The sequence below is a fragment of the Streptomyces sp. NPDC048825 genome, assembly GCF_043198355.1.
Taxonomy (GTDB): domain Bacteria; phylum Actinomycetota; class Actinomycetes; order Streptomycetales; family Streptomycetaceae; genus Streptomyces; species Streptomyces xiangluensis.
Map to the genome: position 1 here is coordinate 582,042 of NZ_JBICUR010000002.1, position 18,090 is coordinate 600,131.

The window sequence follows — 18,090 nt, forward strand, 5'->3', positions numbered from 1 at the left end:
TTGAGACTCCACCGACCTTTCACTTCTACTTTCCGCGTTGCCAGGTGTGCTGGCCGGCACGAGCTCAACGCAGGGCCGGGGGCACTGCTTCCGGCTGACAGTGTGGAATCAGCCATAGTTCCCGCTACTAGCCGTGAGCTAGGCGCTCGGCTGGCCGCCCAACTGACTACGAGCTCTGGGGTTGCCTGGCGTGCGGACAGCCCCAACTCTGGTACGAGCCCGAAGATCAACGATTGTGGCCCCAGGTCGCAGCACTTGCTCCGGGCATCCCAGCATCGATAGCGCGCGAGATGGTGGAAGCGCGTGCATGCTTCGATGCCAACCTGTACACGGCAGCTGCCGTCATGGTCCGCCGTACGCTGGAAGGCATGTGCATCGAGCAGGGCACGCAGAAGAAAGCCCTCTTCCAGGCACTCCAGGAACTCCGCGACAACGGGAAGATCGAGGGCCGCCTCTTCGACTGGGCACAGGCGTTGCGAGTGCTAGGCAACCAAGGCGCGCACTTCAGCGAGGAATCGGTGAGCCGGGAAGACGCAGCGGATGCGTTGTCTCTTGCCGAGGCTCTACTGAACTACATCTACGTCTTCACAGCCAAGTACGAGGAGTTTCAGAACCGTAGGCAGGCGTCAGCAAACTGAGTCCTTACATCCACAGCTGACATCAACGACGCCAGACAGAGGCGTACGTCAGCATCTCTGTCCGGCTGCCACGCCAGTCGACGGCAGCAGCCGGAGCAGACTCGGATCGAACTCCTAATGCGGTGCTCAGGGGTGGTTGGGCATGGTGCAGCGGAGCCAGCGGGCGAGCTCGGCGAAATCGTGGTCAGTAAGCGCTTCGCCCGGGTCAACACGGTGAAGCAGCGATTGTCCTTCGTGTTGCGCAGAAACCCAGAGGCGGTCCATAGCGCCGATCTCGTCATCGACCCAAATGAACGAGCGGCGGCCAGCCCACGCAACAATGTGGCGCGTCTTCCAGTGCAAGCCGCGTGGACCCACATCGGTAAGCACCTCTGGCCACCTGACCACAGGCAGCTGCGGCAGCCCTATCCGCGGAGCGACAGCCTCGTTCGCATCGTCCATCCATGTCGAGGCCCACACCAAATCGCACCCCAGAGCCATCAGGCGCGGCCCGACGGCGGGATCGAGGCGCTCCAGCAGCGGGTTCCCAGAACCGGAGGACGCCTCGGAACTGGAAACTGGGGCCCTTTGAGGCCGACTGGACGACGGCCCAAACGGGATGAGCGGTCCATCGACGTCGAGGAAGAGAATGGGGCGCTCCACTGAGCCAGTCACAGCGAAACGATAGCCCTGTCCAGCGTCAATGAGTGGCGGGGCACTGACAACGGTCTCGCGCCCGTGGCCGGCCCCTACGACAGACGTGCCAGATCCTGCGGGGAACCACGGGGAACAGCGGGTAACCAGCCGACCGCCCACCAGGCGCCGAGAACACTCTGCCGCAGGCCAGCCCCACAGCGATCCCTAGATCACCTCAGCTTCCCAAGCTGATGGCCCGGCCTCAGCCTTGAGCCGCGGATTCGACCGCCAGCGTGGTTGTCGGAGCCGACGGCTACAGTCCGGGCATGCTGCTGCCACGTCCTGTAGAGGGGGCCGAAGGCCCGTATGACGCCGGGTACCTCCCCCGGTTGGAGATGAGCTTCCACGCTGTTGATGAGCCCATCACCGAGCCCATCGCCAAACTGGGCGGTGATCCCGTATGGCTGGACGAGCCCTGTTGGCCAGTGCACCCCAGAACCGGGGAGCCACTGGACTTCATCGGGCAGTTCCCCGTCCCAGCGGAACCCTGCGAGGAGCGACGCATGGCGTACCTCTTCCTGTCTTACAACGACTACGAAACCGGCGGCATGGACCCGGAAGACGGCGAAGCCGTCCTGCTCATCCAGCCCGGCGGCCGGATACCCAAGTTCGCCGCCAAGGGGCTGGCCGGGACGCAGGGGCGCTCTCTGTGGCGGTTCGGCCCTGATGAGGAGTTGTTGCCTGTCGAGTTCCGGATCGAACTGACGCCGGTACCCGAGGAGGTGGAGCGGGGTCTGGAGCTGGACGGCACCATCAACGTCAACGACTACCTCGGGGGCCGCCCCTTCTATGCCGACTGGGCCGGGGTCGAGGCGCCCTGGCGGTTCTATTTCTGTCTGGCAGGCACCGACCTCAACGAGCAGTACTTCCTGAACTTTGCCCATGGCTACGGATACGCCTACCTCAGCCCAGACCGCTTGGAGGGCCGCTTCAGCTGGGAAGCGGCATAGGACGCCACCGTCTCAGTTTCCGTCTCATTCAGCCCCGTTCGCGACCGTTCAGACAAGACCCCGAGCCGTCCCGGCGTCGACAGTCAGCCGCCCCATGAACGCAGGTGAACGCCCCCACACGCACCCCACGACCCCACTACCACAGTTGGAAAGCGTGCGCCTGCCCGCGGCCCGCGCGAGAAGTGGTGCACGGCCGGCGCTGGCAGGTCGTTCCCTGGCCATCGACGAAGCCCGGCCGTCGGTTAGGTCCCGGACGCGTTTCCGGGCCGCCCCCAGACAGACCGGGGATGCAACCATTCACTTCAGAGCTGGAACCCCCGGAAGCCGGCCGCGCGCTTGAGAACATAGCCGCAGGCACTGACAAGGACCCTCCAGTGATTGACCGTTACCTGCAGCCAGTCAGCTTTGCACCACAACCGCACCAGATTCGAGCGGGGAACAGCGGGGAATCACGGTGAACGCAGGCGCCGCCGACGACGCCGCAGCCCGGCCATTTGCCCAGGCCAGCGCCCAAACCGGCCCCAAATGATCGCAGCTTCCCAAGCTGAGAGCGCGAGTTCGATCCTCGTCACCCGCTCCATCACCAAGGCCAAGGTCAGAGAGCTGGGCCTGTTTGCTGTCCGCTGTGATCAGTGGTCGCGTGCCAGATTCGTGCCAGAACGCTGATCGTCCGGCTCACCGGCCGCAACTTCCCGCTGTCGTTCGTCGTCGGAGTGCTGGTAGATCACAGAGCGCGTCGACAGCATTTGGCCGACGTGACGAAGGCCGTAGGAGCGGAAGGCCTGGGTAGTGGTGCGGCCCTGGGCGGGCAGGTGTGCCAGGGGCGAGTCGCGTGTCCGATGCCTCCTGGCGCAGTCGGACGAGTGGCCTCCCGCAGGTGCCGGGGCTCAGGACGACGAGTCCGGGCGACCGCCGCGGCGCAGTGCGCGGGTGCACCAGCCGATGATCTCGGCGTTGACCTCTGCGCCGAGAGCTACGGCGCTGATGAACATCACGTTGTTGTCCGGCAACACGAGGTACACGAGGCTGGCGGGGGCGGTGGCGAGGAGCGGGATGACGCCCGCCATGGACTCGCCCGAACTGTCGCCCCCGGTCGCCATGAGCGCCCACACGAGCAGGACGACACAGACCGCGAGGTAGACGAGGCCGACAACGCCTAGGTGATCGCGCAGGCGGCGGAAGTCGGATTTGACGGAATCGTGATCGGTACCGGTCACGGGATGGACTCCTTGGTTGCGTCGTGGTGCTCAGAGGTGGGTGCCGGGCGGTATGGCGCAGGGCGAGTGCCGCCGTCACCACTCCGGCGACCAGGGCCGCCACGAGGAGGGCGGACGCGGGCGGGACGGCCCCGCGCACCAGCGCCGCCCCGGGCCACACCACGGCCTGGGCGCAGAGCAGCAGGACCGGAAGCAGCCGGTCGTCGGTTCCGTTCATGGCGGACTTCATGACGGATTTCATGGCGGATCAAGGCTATGGCCGCAGGTGAGCGGCCCGACTCCGGCTGGAGGCGGATCTCGGTCTCTTACCTGGGTTGCAGATGCTCTACCTGCGGTTCGATGCGCCAATCGTCCCGCAGCGCGAGGACGGTGCCACGCCCCCGGCCATAGGCTCGATCACATCGAGAACGCGGACGGCCACCGCTTCCACCAGCGGTTCTTCCACGCTTTTCCGCGTATCCAACTCTCCAACGAACTCAGGGGGTTCTCCCATGTCCAAGCGCATTCTCTTCTCCTCGCTCATCGGCGCCGTCGCTCTCGGCGGAGTGGCGGCCGGCGGCCTCGCCCTGGCTTCGGCCGCCACAGAACCGACCCTGGAGAACGGCTCGGCCCGCTACGTGGCTCCGTCCGAAGGCAGCGCGGGCTCGCTCATCTACACCGTGGACGTGAGTGACGACTCGGGCATCCGGGAGCTCAAGGTCCTTGCCTGGCCCGCGAGTTCGAAGCTCGACCCGACCGAGGCGGAGCTTGGCTCGGCGGAGAGCGCCAAGTGCCAGAGCGCCTCGGACGATACGACCCGCTGCACCTACACGCTGAAGGTCACGAAGCGGGAGGCGGCCGAACTGGCCAAGGGCACCTGGTACGTCTCGGCACTGGCCACGGCCGAGGACGGGGACACGACGTTCGTGCCCCGCGCCGCCACCTTCGACGTCACACGCTGACCCCTCGAAACGATGTGGGCGGCGTGCGCGCGTTGCGAACAACAAGGGGACAACAGCAGAGCAACGAACCATTGGTTGACTGCGAAAATAAGTGACCGCTACCCGAGATTGCCGTCGCATCCATCGCGTAGCGTGCAAAAACCTGATGTCGCCCAGGAGGTGGCCCGCCCGTTGAACTCACGTCATGGACACGCGATGCGGTTCGGCGTGCTCGGCCCCGTCGAGGTGGTGAAAGGCAGCGTTCCCCTCGATCTGGGCCCCCGCCAGCGTCGGTTGGTGCTCGTCCGCCTGCTCATCGAGGACGGCCGCCCCATCTCGCAGCACACCCTCTGCCGCGACCTGTGGCCGACGGACCGTCCGGCCGGTGCCGCCTCCTCCGTGCGCGCCCACATCAGCCGACTGCGCGCGGTCCTCGATCCGGTACGGCAGGGCCGGTCCGCCCTGCTGGTCAGCGGTCCGGCCGGCTACGCCCTTAAGGTGCCCCGCGAGGCACGGGACACGGGGCTCTTCGAGGAGTCCGTGACCAGGGCCCGCGAGGCGCTGCGGAGCCGTCAACTCCCCGCCGCCCGGCAGGAGATCGACGCGGCGCTCGGGCTGTGGCGGGGTGAGGCGCTGGCCGAGGCCGCCGAACACGCCTTCGCGATACGCGAGCGCACCAGGCTCGACGGCGCCCTCCAGGACGCCAGGGAGCTGCAGGCCGCCATCCTGGTCCAGCAGGGCGAGACGGAACCGGCGATCGGCGTCGCCGAGGGCCTCGTACTCAAGGCACCGCTGCGTGAGACGTCCTGGGCGCTGCTGATGCGGGCGCTGTACGCGGCGGGACGGCCGGTCGAGGCGCTACGGCAGTACGAGCGGTTCCGCCACATGCTGGCCACGGAGCTCGGCCTGGACCCCAGTCCCCAGCTGAGGGACCTGCACACCGCGATCCTGCGGCACGATGTCGGCGTACTCGGCACTCCTCCCACACATCCCACGGCTTCGTCCGGTACGACCCTTTCCCCCGATCTTCCTTCGGGCCCCGACTTCACCGCCGCGGGTGTGCACCCGGACCCAGGACCTGCCGCCGCCACCCCTTTCGTGGACCGCGGCGAGCAGACCGCGCAACTGGTGAGCCTGCTGTCGGCCGCGGCCGCGGGTCGCCCCCGGTGGGCCGTGGTCAACGGGGAGCAGGGGTACGGCAAGACCCGGCTGGTGGAGGAGCTGTCCGCCCGGGCCGCGGCGGCCGGGTTCACCGTCGCCCGCACCAAGGGCGGCCAGGCGCTCAGCGGGAACCGTGGGGTCTTCCAGACCTGCCCGACCGTCCAGCTCCTGGACGCCCTGCGGCAGGACGGCACCGACTCCGCTCAGGACGAGGTCGCGCAGAAGGACCCGCTCGGCACTGTCGTCCATGAGCTCACGCAAGCACCCACGCTGTGTGTCGTCGACGACCTCGACCAGGCACCGCAGGGCTTCCACCGCCTGCTCAGGCGGCTCGCCAACGTGGTGCGGGAGGCCCCCGTCGTCTTCGTCTGCACCCTGCGCAACCCCGACGCCCCCGTGTCCAGCATGCTGCTCGCGGACCTGGCCCTGCTCGGCGCGACCTGGCTGACCCTGGAGCCGCTGACCGCCGACGGCGTGGCCGAGATGCTCAAGGCGCACGGCGAGGAGGCCGGCCCGGAGGAGGCGGCGGCGCTGCACCGGCGTGCCGAGGGCCACCCGTTCGCCTTGGCCGAGCTGCTCAAGCTGCCACCCGGCCGGCGCACCGGGCCGCAGGCACAGGTGCCGGCCGCGCTGCGCAACATCCTCCATGCGAGGCTGGTCGAGCTGCCCGATGCGGCCCGGACCATGCTCACCTACGCCGCCGCCGACGGCGAATGGCTCGACGTCGGTCTTCTCGCGGACGTCCAGGGTCTGGCACCGGACGAGCTGCTGCCGCTGATCGACGCCGCCGTCACCGCCCGGATCCTGGCCTGGGACGCGGACCCCGCCGCGGGTGGCACCGGCCGCTACCGGTTGCCCGAACTGCCCCGCGACGTGGTGCTGAGCACCCAGACTCCGTCATCCCGGCAGCTCCGGCACGCCGCGCTCGCCCGCGAGCTGGCGGGTCGTGACGATGCCGACCCGGTGCGCCTGGCCCGGCATCTGCGCGCGGCAGGCCCCATGGCCCCGGCCGCGGCCCCCGCCCCGAGCCACCCATCCGCCCTGGGACAAGGGCACTGATTCTCGCTTCTCCCCCACCTCCACCCCCACCTCCACCTCGCCGAACCGAGCGAGCCCACACTCGACCCAGGAGTATGCGATGGCCACCAAGACGGGCCCACAGAGATACCCCGGCGCAAGCCGGGCGAACTGGTACCAGGACGACTTCGGCGGTGACCCGATGCAGGTCAATGTCGTCGTCCTCCACACCACGGAGGGCCGCACCCTTCCCGGATACGGCGGCGGCTCCTCCGCACCGAACCTGACGGCGGTCCCCGACCTCGCCGCCAAGAAGCTGAAGTGGTACCAGCACTTCGACATAGAGAACTCCTCCAGGGCGCTGGTCAACCTGCGGGGCGGCGTCGAGACGAACACCATGAACGTGTGCCAGGTCGAGCTGGTCGGCACCTGCGACCCGAAGACCCACGCGAAGTGGAAGACCGCGGGCCAGGCGCACATCTACTGGCCGGACGCCCCCGACTGGGCGCTGCAGGGCGTCGCCCGCTTCCTGGCCTGGATGCACGAGGAACACGGCGTACCGCTGTCCGGCCCGAATGCGTGGCCCGCGTACCCCACGTCGTACGGCAGCGGCGGCCAGCGGCTGACGGGCGCGCAATGGGCGGACTTCAAGGGAGTCTGCGGGCACATGCACGTGCCCGAGAACGTCCATGGCGACCCCGGCGCGATCGACTTCGCCAGGATCACCAAGTACGCGAAGGCCGAGCTGGACGTGGACGACGACACCCCGGAGACGACCACACCAGCCAAACCGAAGGTTCCCGCGTTCCCGGGACGCAAGTACTTCGTGGCCGGGGCCTCGAACGCGTACGTCCTGCAGCTCGGCAAGCAGTTGGTGAAGCGCGGCTTCGGCGACCACTACAAGGTCGGCCCGAGCAGGACCTGGGGCGAGGCGGACCGGCTGAACGTGCGGGACTTCCAGAAGTCACGGAAGGAACTGCGCGGCGACGCCGACGGCAACCCCGGCCCGCTGACCTGGCGCCTGCTGTTCTCCTGAAACCAGGAGGTCCGTACCTCCGGAAGGTACGGCCGCTCACGCCCCGCCGCCGGCGCAGCAGCAGAACCGTGCGGCGGGGCGGTGTGGGGTGACGCCGCCCTTTGGATCATGGAGCCCCGATCGATGGGCGAAGACCGCACTGCGGCGCGCCGGTCGAGCCGTTCCGGCGGCACAGCAGGCGACTGACAGAGCGTTCAGAGACTGTCTTGGCTATCCGGAAACGCCACCGCTCGCCCCAACTTCCGCTGTCGCACACCTTGTTGGGCCCCACTCGCGTACATAGCATGTGCCGGCAACAAGAGATTTGAATCGTTTCAAGCACGGTTTCGTTGTCCGCGAAGACACAGCGAGCGAGGAACGCATGGGCCAGTCCTGGAACCGAAGACTCTTCCTGAAAGGCACGACCGCGGGCGCGGGTGCCGGGTTCACCGCGTTGTCGGCCGCCCCGGCGACGGCCGCCGGCCCAGCGGTGCCGGGGGCGGAGGACGATCGCGCCGGAGCACTCCACGTCGAGCGCATCACCGTCGAGTCCACCGAGCGACTCCTGGGCACCGACGTCGAACACCCCCGCCTCGGCTGGGAGTTGTCCGCTCCGGGGCGGGGCGCCCGACAGAGCGCGTACCAGATCCAGGTGGCCCTCGGCCCCGGGGAGCCGGCGAAAGGCGCCTGGGCCGGGGCCGGGCTGGCCTGGGACTCGGGGAAGGTGGCGTCCGACCGCAGCGTGGGCGTCCCCTACGAAGGGCCCGAGCTGCGCCCCCGTACCCGCTACCACTGGCGGGTACGGGTCTGGGACGGTGCCGGGCGGGCCTCGCGCTGGAGCGGGACCGGCTGGTGGGAGACAACGTTGTCGGAGGCCGACTGGCAGGCCGCGGACGCCCGCTGGATCGGCGCGGATCCGCCGCCGCAGCCACCCACCCTGTCCGGGGCCTCATGGATTTGGTCGCGAGACGCCAACTCCTCCGACGCCCCCGTGGGGCCGTGCTGGTTCCGGGCGGGACTGCGACTGCCCGAGGGCACGGCGGTGCGGCGGGCCACCGTGGTCGCCACCGCCGACGACGACTTCACTCTCCATCTCGACGGCCGACAGGTGCTGCACACGCCGGAGCAGCAGGACGGCTGGCGCACCGGCCGTGCGGCCGACGTCACCGAAGAGGTCCGCGCCGCCGGTGGTCTCGTGGTGCTCGCCGCCCGTGCCACCAACCGACCCGGCGCCTCCGTGAATCCCGGAGGCCTGCTGGTCCGGCTGGTCGTCGAAACGGAGGACGGCGGCCCGCACGAACTGGTCACCGGGCCCGGCTGGCGCGTCTCCGTGAACGAGCCCCAAGAGGGCTGGCAGCACCCGGAGTTCGACGACGCGGCCTGGGCCGAGGCCACCGTGCTCACCCCGTACGGGCAGGGGCCCTGGGGCAGCGGAGTGAGCGTCGCCGTGCCGGAGCAGCCCGCGCCACTGCTGCGCCGTGCCTTCACCGTGCGGCGGCGGATCTCCCGGGCCCGCCTCTACATCAGCGGACTCGCCTACTACGAGGCCGAGATCAATGGGCGCAGGGTCGGCCGGCAGGTGCTCGACCCCGGCTTCACGGACTACGACGAGACCGTGCTGTACGCCGTCCATGACGTCACCGAACTGCTCAGGCGCGGCGAGAACGCCATCGGTGTCACCCTCGGCCGCGGCTTCTTCGGCATGACCACGCCCAACGTCTGGAACTGGCACCGCCCGCCGTGGCACGGCGAGCCCCGGCTGCTGGCCCAGTTGGAGATCGACCACCCCGACGGCTCCCGCACCACCGTCGCCTCGGACGGCGAGTGGCGGATCACCGAGGGGCCGACCGTGTCCAATTCCCTCTACGCCGGCGAGACATACGACGCACGCAGGGCTCCGCGCGGCTGGAGCAGTCCCGGCTTCGACGACAGCGGCTGGCGGACGGCGGGTGTGCGGCAGGCTCCCCGGGGCGCGCTCAGGGCGCAGCCGCACGATCCGATCGAGATCGCCAAGACCGTACGGCCGACGGGCATTTCCGAGCTCCGCCCCGGGGTGTACGTGGTGGACATGGGCCGCACCATGGCGGGCTGGACCCGCCTCACCGTCCGCGGCGCCGAGCAGGGCACCGTCGTCCGCCTGGTCCACGGCGAGAAGCTGAAGGCCGACGGAAGTGTGCAGGCCGAGACCGGCCATGTCCCGGGCCGCTTCCAGACCGACGAGTACATCTGCGCGGGCGGCGGAGAGGATGAGGTCTGGGAGCCGAAGTTCTCGTACAAGGGCTTCCGTTACGTGGAGATCCACGGCCTGCCCGCACGCCCGTCCCCGGAGCAGGTGCTGGGGCGGCTGGTGCACACCCGTGTCGAGGAGGTCAGTTCCTTCGCCTGCTCGGAGCCGTTCTACGAGTGGCTGGACGGTGCCATGCGCCGCACGCTCCTCAACAACCTGCACGGCATCCCGACCGACACCCCCATGTACGAGAAGAACGGCTGGACCGGCGACGCCCAGGTCGGCGCGCCGGTGATGGCGTACGCCTTCGGGGTGCACCGCTTCCTGTCCAAGTGGCTGGGCGATCTGGCGGACAGCCAGAACGGCGAGGGGCAGCTGCCGGTGATCGTGCCGAGCGGCGGCTGGGGGTACCAGGAGCTGGCCCCCTCCCCCGAGTGGACGACCGTCTACCCGTTCGTCGTCCGTGAGTTGTACCGGGTGTACGGGGACGAGCGCGCCGCCCGCGAGCACTGGGCGACGCTGACCCGGTACCTGGACTGGGAGCTGGCCCGGCTGCGGGACGGGCTGGCGGTCACGGCGCTCGGCGACTGGGTGGCGCCCGGCTACGAGATTCCCCCGGAGGACACCCGGCTGACCGCGACCGCGTACCTCCACCGGGCGCTGCTGAACACCGCCGAACTGGGCGAACTGCTGGGTGACGGCGAGGCCGTGAAGCGGTACCGGGAGGCGGCCGAGAAGCTGAAGACCGCGTTCAACCAGGCGTTCCTGAGTCCGGAGGGCCACTACCGTACGGCGAAGGATCCCGGCTACCGGCAGACGTCCAACGCGATTCCGCTGGCCTTCGGCCTGGTGCCGCCCGGCGCCCGCGCCTCCGTGATGGACAGCCTGGTGGCGGACATCGAGGCGCGCGGCAACCATCTGAACACCGGCTGCCTAGGAACGAGCGTCCTCCTGAGGGTGCTGTGTGCCCACGGTCGCCCCGACGTGGCACACGCCGTCGCGACGCAGCGGACCTATCCGAGCTGGGGGTACTGGCAGGCCAACGGCGCCGACACCATGTGGGAGATGTGGCCGCTGGACTCCCGCTCCCGCGACCACTACTTCCTGGGCACGGTCGCGCAGTGGTTGTACGAGAACGTTGCCGGGCTGCGCCCCGGGGACGCCGGCTACCGCACCTTCTCAGTGCGCCCCGACGCCCGTACGGGAGTGAACTGGGCCCGTACGTCGATCCGTACGGTGCGCGGAGAGGCCGCCGTGTCCTGGTCACGGCTGGACCGGGAGCTGCGGCTGTCGGTGCGGGTGCCGGTGGGCTCGACGGCCGAGGTGCATGTGCCGGGAGGGTCGCGCGCCCGGGTGGCCGCGCCGGAGGGCGCGGAGTTCCTGCGCAGCGATCCCGCGTTCGTCGTCTTCCGTGTCGGGCACGGGGAGTGGACGTTCACGGGCCGGGTGTGACCGATCGGCGGCGTCGCGGACGGTGCCCGGCCTCAACCACCGCGGGCGAGGGCCTCGGTGGCCACGTCACCGGACGCCGCACGGTGAACGGGCACGGCCCGACGGGCGCCGCAGGTCCCCTCGATGTGACGGGATCACATGAAAGGGAAAGCCGGCTGTCCGGGCCCGGTGTCCAGCGGGTGTGAGATCAGTCAGGAAGGCACCGGGCGAGCTGGACGAGGAGCGTCTCGTCCGGCTGGTGGCCACGGGTGACCGCGCGGCGTTCGAGGAGCTGTACCGGCGCACCGCGCCGTGGATGGCGCGACATCAGCCACGGCGAGCGCCGTTGTCCGAGGATGACCTGCAAGAGGATGAACGTCCGTTCGGTTTCGTGCCTACGCGGACGCGCCCACCCGAGGGACAGACGCGGGCAGGCCCTTGGCCTACGTGGCCACCGAGGGCACATCAGGGCACATGCGTCTGGGAAACGGGAAGGCCGGCCCGCCTCTTCCAACCATCGGGTGTGCGCACCCGGACGATAATGAAACCCCAGTTCAGCGGCCTGGGGTTCACTTGTGGACGGCGTCAATCCTCGGGCCGCGCCCAGTACGACACCTGCATGGACATGTTCCCCAGTCGGGGCTCCAGGCCCCGACTGGTCACAGATGGATCCAGCGGCAGCCCCAGCTTTGCGTCAGTCGGTGGAGGCCGACGCGAAGGGGCCGTGCACCGAGTATGTTTCGCCGTCCGCCGTGGCGGTGGCCACATACGAGTCGCCGCCGGCGTCCCTGTTGCCGGTCTCGTGGTTGTACTGTCCCGCGAACATGTGCTCACCGGCTGGCACCGTCCGCCCGTCCTTGAGTGTCCAGCGGTAGGCGAGGAAGCCGTCCGTCTCCTCCACGTTGAGGGTGAAGTCCTCCTCGGGCCGGGTCCGCCAGGAGCCGGTCGAGGAGACACCGCCGGTCTGTGCGACACGCAGCTCGACGGTGAGCGACGTCAGGGTCTCCGTCGTCCTGACCGTGATATCGCTCTGCGCCCAGTACTCATTGCTGCCCGGGTCGATCGCTCCGTCCGACCACAGTGGCCCGTACTCGGTCTCCGCCGCCGGCGGCGCCTGCGGGGTGCGCGCCGTGGGACGGGGCGTGGAGGAAGCTGCGGTCTCGGACGATGAAGGCGACGGGGAGGAGGCCCCCGGCATGATTTCCGCCCTTGCGTGTCGGGTGGGCCGATCCGTCTCGCCGCGCATCCAGTCGACCATGATCACCGCGCATGCCACGATGGCGACGACGGCCGCTGCCCCGGCGAGCCACCGCGCTTTTCTGTTCCGGGGCCGGGAGCCCTTGGCGACGCCGGCCGATCTGTGCCGGCTCCCGGCGAGCGGCTTCCCGGCGGGCGGCACGGATGTCCCCGGTCCGGCGGCCGCGCGCCGGGCCGGGACTGCCGCGCCTGCGGCTGCCGGCCGCGATGCCTGGAGCATCCGCTCCACATCCTCGACGGTCAGCCGCCCGCCGGGGTCCTTGACCAGCAGCCCTTCGATCAGCGGAGCCAAGGGCCCGGCGGCGGGCGCGGACGGCACCGGCGCCCACACGATGGCGTACGCCGTCTCGATCCCGGTCTCCCGGCGGAACGGTGGCTCGCCCTCCACCGACTCGTAGAGCAGCACGCCGAGCGCCCACAGGTCGGACTCCGGGCCCGGTGTGCCGCCGTCGAGCCGTTCCGGCGAGCAGTAGTCGATGGAACCGATGAGCTGGCCGGTCATGATGAGGGGGGAGGTATCGGGGGCCACGGCGATGCCGAAATCCGTCAGCACCACGCGGTCGTCACGGCCGAGCAGGACATTGCCGGGCTTGATGTCGCGGTGCACCACCCCGGCGTCATGAGCGGCGCGCAGCGCGGCGATCAACCCGCTTGCGATGCGGGCGGCCTCCTCCGGCGGGACCGGACCGAGCTTCCTGATCACCTCGGCGAGGGTGACGGACGGCACGTATTCCATGACGATCGCGGGCGACCCCTCGTCGTCCACGACGTCATGCACCACGACGACGTTGGGGTGGCTGAGCCGGGCGGCGATGCGCGCCTCGCGACCTGTGCGCTCGAAGAGCCTGTCGACGTCGTCGTCCAGAGAGGAGTAGTGGAGCCTCTTGACCGCTACCTCGCGGTTGAGCAACTCGTCCCGGGCACGCCACACGGTACCCATGCCGCCCCGGCCGATGCGCTCCACCAGCCGGTACCTGCCGGCCACACGCCGTCCTTGCTCAGACATGAACGCCACGCTTCCCACCGCCGTGAGGCTGACGGCGTCGCCCACGCAGTATCCGACCGGCGTGAGCCGAGTGGGCTCTTCGGCGAGTTCCGCGGGCGGGCAGCAGAGCGGGACCGGAGTCTGCCTGCCGGTAGGGCAACCGGACGCAGTCGTCGACAGGTGCGTGAGGCATGTTGATTCCGTGGTTCGTGACCTACGGCGACGGGTGCCCATCGCACGTTGTACAGCCCCACCGCGACCAACTGGTCAATCCGGTCGCAGAGCCCGAGGGCGTGCAGTACCACCTCGGTGCCCACTCCGATCGAGTGAGCGGGTGTCCCCCATCGGTATCGGCGTTGCGGACAATGACGCGATCGGACCGACGAACCGGCCGCTCGCCCTGAGCAACTCTACGCCGACGCTCAGGCCATGTCTGAGCCCTCAACGCCCTCCAGGCTTCTGGAATGGTGCGCCAGGCGTGTCATCCGGTCAGGGGCGGCGAGCGGTTGATCAATCCGCGAGTGCGGGGGCGAAGCTACCACGGCCCCCGTCCGAGCCTGCTCCAGCAGGTCACGACGTGCACCGCTTCGGCGGGCAGGCGTCCGTCGATCAGGCGTGAGTACGCGCGCAGAGTTTCCCGCCAGTCAGGCGCGCCGTGATGGCGTCGGCGGCATGCCACGCGGTGGGGACGCCCGATGTGCGCGGCAGACGACGGCCGACACGCGTCCTCAATCTCGATCACACCCGGCCAACGCGCAGGAAACTCCGCCGTTCCGGCTCAGGAATTCCCACACTTCGAATCAGAGTGATATGCATCACGCGAGAATTTTGCCTAATAAGACGAATCGCCCGATTACTGCCGGTAATAGCTGTGTTCTTTTGAATCCGAATCGGACATTTTCTGCCGCAGGTGATAATTCAACCGATTTTCCAGATCGGTGAATTTGGCGCCCGCGGCCGCAGGAGAGCCTCTTCTGCCTGGTCACTGGTGTGTGCGGGTGCCGGAGATTGTGCGCCAACGTCTGGATCCGTACGTCCTCCTGGCCCGGGCGAACTCATTGGCACCGTCCAGCAGCAGTACGGGTGTTCGTTGCCCGGTGCGCTCACCGGTCCCCATAATGACCGGGCTCGCCAGCGCTGCGCTGCTTTGCTGCCCAATTTTTCGGACCACTGAGTGAGGTCACGTATGAACAAGCATCGCCAGAAAAGGAAGCGCTGGAAGATATCCCGTACCGCAGTCATTGTGGTGGCTGTGGGCGCCGCAGGTATTCCTTCGGTTGTGCTGGCGAGCGGTAGCGGGCTGGGAGGCTGGCGCAGTGTGGCGTTGTCCTGGTGGGGAGGGGGCACATCGGATCCAGTAGCCGACCCGACGCCCTCGCGCACGCCCGCCGCGTCCCCGACCACCTCCGCCGCAGGCACCTCTGACACTGCAACTCCGTCCAGAACCCCGAGCGCGTCTCCCTCGGCGTCCAGGCGCCCGACCGCTACGCGCACCTTCAGCACGCCCGATAGGTCTGCTTCGCCTTCGAGCACTCCGAAGGCCACGCGTTCCAGCAGTACTCCCAGCGTCTCCGCGAGCAGTGCGGATTCCGGTCCCACGGATCGTGTGCTGGTTCTGGTCAACGCCGAACGCGACAAGGCAGGTTGTGCGCCGCTGGCCGAGAACGCCAAGCTGACCAAGGCCGCTCAGGGCCACAGCCAGGACATGGCCGATCACAAGAACATGTCTCACACCGGTTCCGACGGTTCGTCCATGAGCGACCGGCTCGGCCGTGTCGGGTACAGCTTCAGGTCGGCTGGCGAGAACGTCGCCGCCGGATACAGCACTCCCGAAAGCGTCATGGCCGGCTGGATGTCGAGCTCCGGCCACAAGGCCAACATCCTCAACTGTGGCTTCAAGGAGCTCGGTGTGGGCCTGGCGCAGCCGGGCAACTACTGGACCCAGGACTTCGGGTCGTAGCCGGGCAGCGCCCCCAGCATGGGCCGACCTGTCCAGACGTGGCGGTGGTGCCCTCCGGGAGGTAGAAGTCGATCACGGCGACCGGGTCGCCGGAGCTGACGTTGCCGACCCGGGCGGGGCCGTGGTTGACGAAACGGAGGTCTGGTCAGGGGCAGTCGTACGTGAAGTGGGTGGTGACCGTGCGGTGGGTGGGGGACTGGATCTGTAGTTCGGCCTTTGCCGTGTAGTGGCCCTTGCCCTGGAAGGTCCACAGCAGGTGCAGACGTGCCTGTCTCTGGCCCCGGACCACCACTTCGCTCAGGACGCCCGAGGCGGTGCCGTCACTTCGGATCCAGCGGTAGGAGAGCGTGCCCGGCCGGCCGTTCGTGGCGACGAGGGCGACTATGTCCGCTGTCCCGTCGCAGCCCAGATCCGTCGGCCGGGCCGTGACCGCCGCCGTACGCACCGCGACGGAGGGCCCCAGGCGCTGCCAGGCGAGGAAGGCGATGACGGCGATCAGCACGAGCGCGGGCAGAGCGTGTCTTCGCAGACGTCGGCGCGGGCGCACGGGAGGCGGCGCCACCGCGGGCAGCGTCCTGTGGGTACGGTGCGCGGCGGCGGCTGTCACCCCCGGGCCGAAACGCAGCACGGTGCCTTCGGCACGGTCGGGCAGCGTCGGCGGCGGCGGCAGGATCCCCGTGGAGGGCGGCCCGAGGAAGGTGGGGTCCGGCTCGGGCCTCTGAATCCAGTGGCTGGCCAGCACCGTGGCGCTGTACTCGGCGTCGGCGGAGCCGAGTTCGTCGCTCGGGGCGTGTTCGTCGCTCGGGGCGTGTTCGTCGGTGGGGCCGAGGTGGAGGGTCGAGGTGTGGTCGTCGGCCGGGTCGAGCACCCGGGTTTCGTCGGCGGAGCCGAACACCTGGGTGGGCTCCCAGTCCTCGGCAGACGCGGGAGTGCGGTCGTTGTGAGCGCTCATCCGATGACACACCCCCTGGTCAGAAGCTGCTGCGAGGCGCCGCCGTCGGCGGAGGCCGGAGTGGTCGTGGCCTGCACCGTCCAGTAGCAGCCGTTGCCCTGGAAGGTGTGATCGACGGTGAGCGTGTACTGGGTGGCGCCGCTGCGCTCGAACGTCTGGGACCCACCGTCCGGGTTGCCGAGCTGTCCCCCGGCGTCGCCCGTGGACCACGAGACGGTGATGGAGAGCGGTTGGGTGCCGTCCGTGGTGATGTCGATCGTTGCCGAGGCGGTCGTCGGACCCGTCTGCTGGAAGCCCGACACCGCGACGCCCTTGACGGCGGGAGCGGCCGGCGCGGTGGGGGCAGCCGGCGAGGTGGGGGCAGCGGTCGTCGGCGTCGCCTCGGTGGTCGCCGCGCCGGGTGTCGTCGTCTCAGGGGCCGGGTCCGTGGTGGCGGCGGTTGCCGAGGGCTCGCCGGTGCCGGCCGTCGCCGAGTCGGAGGGCGACAGACTGGGGGACACGGTGGCCGTCGGTGGTGGCGGGGAGGAGTTCGCCGACGCGGTCGGCGGAGCGATGAGCTCTCCCGACTCCACACCGGGCTGGGCTCTGGTGGTGGCCAGGGCCTGCGCCGCCTGCTGCGGATCCGCTCCCAGCGGGGTGTGCTGGATGCCGTAGGTCAGGAGGACAGCCAGCAGCGCGGCCGCACCGGCCACCAGCATCCCTGGCCGGCCGGGACGCCACGACTGCGCCCAGCCGAGGCCCGGTTCGCGGCTCAGGACCGTGCGTGCGGTGTCCGTCGTGGTACGTGGGGCACTGCGGGCCGAGGGCAGCAGCAGCGGCAGCAGGGCCACCAGCGCGGCGAGCCGAGCGCGACCGCGTTCCTCCCAGTCGGGCCCGTAGGCGGCGCCGGCCACCGCCTCCAGTTCCGTGACGAAATCCTCGGCGTGAGTGGGCCGTTCCCGCGGGTCCTTCGCCAGACCACGCCGGACCAGCTCCCGCACCGCCTCGGGGGCCTCCTCTGCGGGGACGGGCGCGTCGACGTGCTGCAGCGCGAGTTCGGCGAGATTGTCACCCGAGTACGGCTTGTGGCCCGTCAGGCACTCGAAGAAGGTGGCCGTGGCCGCGTACACGTCGGCGGCGGGAGAGGCGGGCGCGCCGGTCCACTGCTCCGGGGCCATGTAGGCGGGGGTTCCCGCCACGCCGACGCTGGTGCCGGCGTCCACCGCGATCCCGAAGTCGACCAGCTTGGACGATCCGTCCGGTACGACCAGGACGTTCGCCGGTTTGTAGTCGCGGTGGACGACGCCGATGCGGTGCGCGTCGGCCAGGCCGAGCAACGACCCCTTGAGGACCACGAGCGCGGCCTCGGGATCGAGCGGACTCTCCCTGGTCAGCAGGGTCCGCAACGAGACACCGTCCACCAGCTCCATCACGATGGCGGCGCCGTCCGGGCTCTCCACGTACTCGTACAACCCGGTGACGTACGGGCTCTCCAGGCCGCCGAGCAGCCGTGCCTCCGCCCTGAAATCGCGTACGAAGCCCGGCCGCGTGCGCAGTGATTCGCTGAGGTACTTCACCGCGACCGGCACGCCCGTCTCCTCGTGCACGGCCAGGACGACCCGCCCGCTCGCCCCTGATCCGAGCTCCAGTGACTCGGTGTATCCGGGCACTCCCCATGTGTTCATCCCAGCCCCCCAAGGCCGCAT

The 18,090-nt window shown here is 69.5% G+C and carries 12 protein-coding genes and 1 pseudogene; 8 read left to right on the plus strand and 5 right to left on the minus strand.

Features of this window, described 5'->3' with window-relative positions:
* Nucleotides 1–290: 290 nt before the first annotated feature.
* A complete protein-coding gene (locus ACGFNK_RS08165) occupies nucleotides 291–638 on the plus strand; it encodes a DUF4145 domain-containing protein (RefSeq protein WP_388188131.1) in 348 nt (115 codons plus the stop codon).
* A gap of 126 nt (nucleotides 639–764) precedes the next feature.
* On the opposite strand, the gene ACGFNK_RS08170 is transcribed toward ACGFNK_RS08165, so the two are convergent.
* Nucleotides 765–1,292 carry an HAD domain-containing protein gene (locus ACGFNK_RS08170; RefSeq protein WP_393413081.1) on the minus strand — a complete coding sequence of 176 codons (528 nt, stop codon included), beginning with the start codon at nucleotides 1,290–1,292 and terminating at the stop codon, nucleotides 765–767.
* A gap of 287 nt (nucleotides 1,293–1,579) precedes the next feature.
* On the opposite strand from ACGFNK_RS08170, the gene ACGFNK_RS08175 reads away from it, so the two are divergent.
* Nucleotides 1,580–2,263, plus strand: a complete 684-nt coding sequence (locus tag ACGFNK_RS08175; protein WP_393413083.1) for a hypothetical protein — start codon at nucleotides 1,580–1,582, stop codon at nucleotides 2,261–2,263.
* Between the two features lie 887 nt (nucleotides 2,264–3,150).
* Here ACGFNK_RS08175 and ACGFNK_RS08180 read toward each other — a convergent pair.
* Nucleotides 3,151–3,480 (minus strand): SCO4225 family membrane protein, encoded by a 330-nt coding sequence (locus ACGFNK_RS08180; RefSeq protein WP_393413085.1) that lies wholly within the window; start codon nucleotides 3,478–3,480, stop codon nucleotides 3,151–3,153.
* A 491-nt stretch (nucleotides 3,481–3,971) separates the two neighbouring features.
* Here ACGFNK_RS08180 and ACGFNK_RS08185 point away from each other — a divergent pair, with 491 nt between their 5' ends.
* From ACGFNK_RS08185 to ACGFNK_RS08205, 5 genes and pseudogenes are all read left to right on the plus strand, one after another.
* Nucleotides 3,972–4,421: a DUF5707 domain-containing protein gene (locus tag ACGFNK_RS08185; protein ID WP_393413087.1), complete on the plus strand. Its 450-nt coding sequence runs from the start codon at nucleotides 3,972–3,974 to the stop codon at nucleotides 4,419–4,421.
* A gap of 171 nt (nucleotides 4,422–4,592) precedes the next feature.
* Nucleotides 4,593–6,620, plus strand: a complete 2,028-nt coding sequence (locus ACGFNK_RS08190) for a BTAD domain-containing putative transcriptional regulator (protein WP_393413089.1) — start codon at nucleotides 4,593–4,595, stop codon at nucleotides 6,618–6,620.
* Nucleotides 6,621–6,699: 79 nt separating this feature from the next.
* Nucleotides 6,700–7,614 (plus strand): peptidoglycan-binding protein, encoded by a 915-nt coding sequence (locus ACGFNK_RS08195; RefSeq protein ID WP_393413091.1) that lies wholly within the window; start codon nucleotides 6,700–6,702, stop codon nucleotides 7,612–7,614.
* 361 nt (nucleotides 7,615–7,975) lie between these two features.
* A complete protein-coding gene (locus ACGFNK_RS08200; RefSeq protein ID WP_393413093.1) occupies nucleotides 7,976–11,272 on the plus strand; it encodes a family 78 glycoside hydrolase catalytic domain in 3,297 nt (1,098 codons plus the stop codon).
* A 181-nt stretch (nucleotides 11,273–11,453) separates the two neighbouring features.
* Nucleotides 11,454–11,591, plus strand: a pseudogene (locus tag ACGFNK_RS08205) (RNA polymerase subunit sigma-24); the annotation flags it as partial.
* Nucleotides 11,592–11,945: 354 nt separating this feature from the next.
* On the opposite strand, the gene ACGFNK_RS08210 reads toward ACGFNK_RS08205, so the two are convergent.
* On the minus strand, nucleotides 11,946–13,493 hold the full coding sequence (locus ACGFNK_RS08210) for a serine/threonine-protein kinase (protein WP_393413095.1): 1,548 nt from the start codon (nucleotides 13,491–13,493) through the stop codon (nucleotides 11,946–11,948).
* Nucleotides 13,494–15,099: 1,606 nt separating this feature from the next.
* Between ACGFNK_RS08210 and ACGFNK_RS08215 the strand changes: the two genes are divergently transcribed.
* On the plus strand, nucleotides 15,100–15,453 hold the full coding sequence (locus ACGFNK_RS08215) for a CAP domain-containing protein (protein WP_393413097.1): 354 nt from the start codon (nucleotides 15,100–15,102) through the stop codon (nucleotides 15,451–15,453).
* Between the two features lie 145 nt (nucleotides 15,454–15,598).
* Here ACGFNK_RS08215 and ACGFNK_RS08220 read toward each other — a convergent pair whose 3' ends face one another.
* Together ACGFNK_RS08220 and ACGFNK_RS08225 are read right to left on the minus strand one after the other, a co-directional pair.
* Nucleotides 15,599–16,405 (minus strand): hypothetical protein, encoded by an 807-nt coding sequence (locus ACGFNK_RS08220; RefSeq protein ID WP_393413099.1) that lies wholly within the window; start codon nucleotides 16,403–16,405, stop codon nucleotides 15,599–15,601.
* Entirely contained in the window at nucleotides 16,402–18,069 is a 1,668-nt protein-coding gene (locus tag ACGFNK_RS08225; RefSeq protein WP_393413101.1) for a protein kinase, read from the minus strand. Before ACGFNK_RS08225 ends, ACGFNK_RS08220 begins: the two co-directional genes overlap by 4 nt.
* Nucleotides 18,070–18,090: the final 21 nt, after the last annotated feature.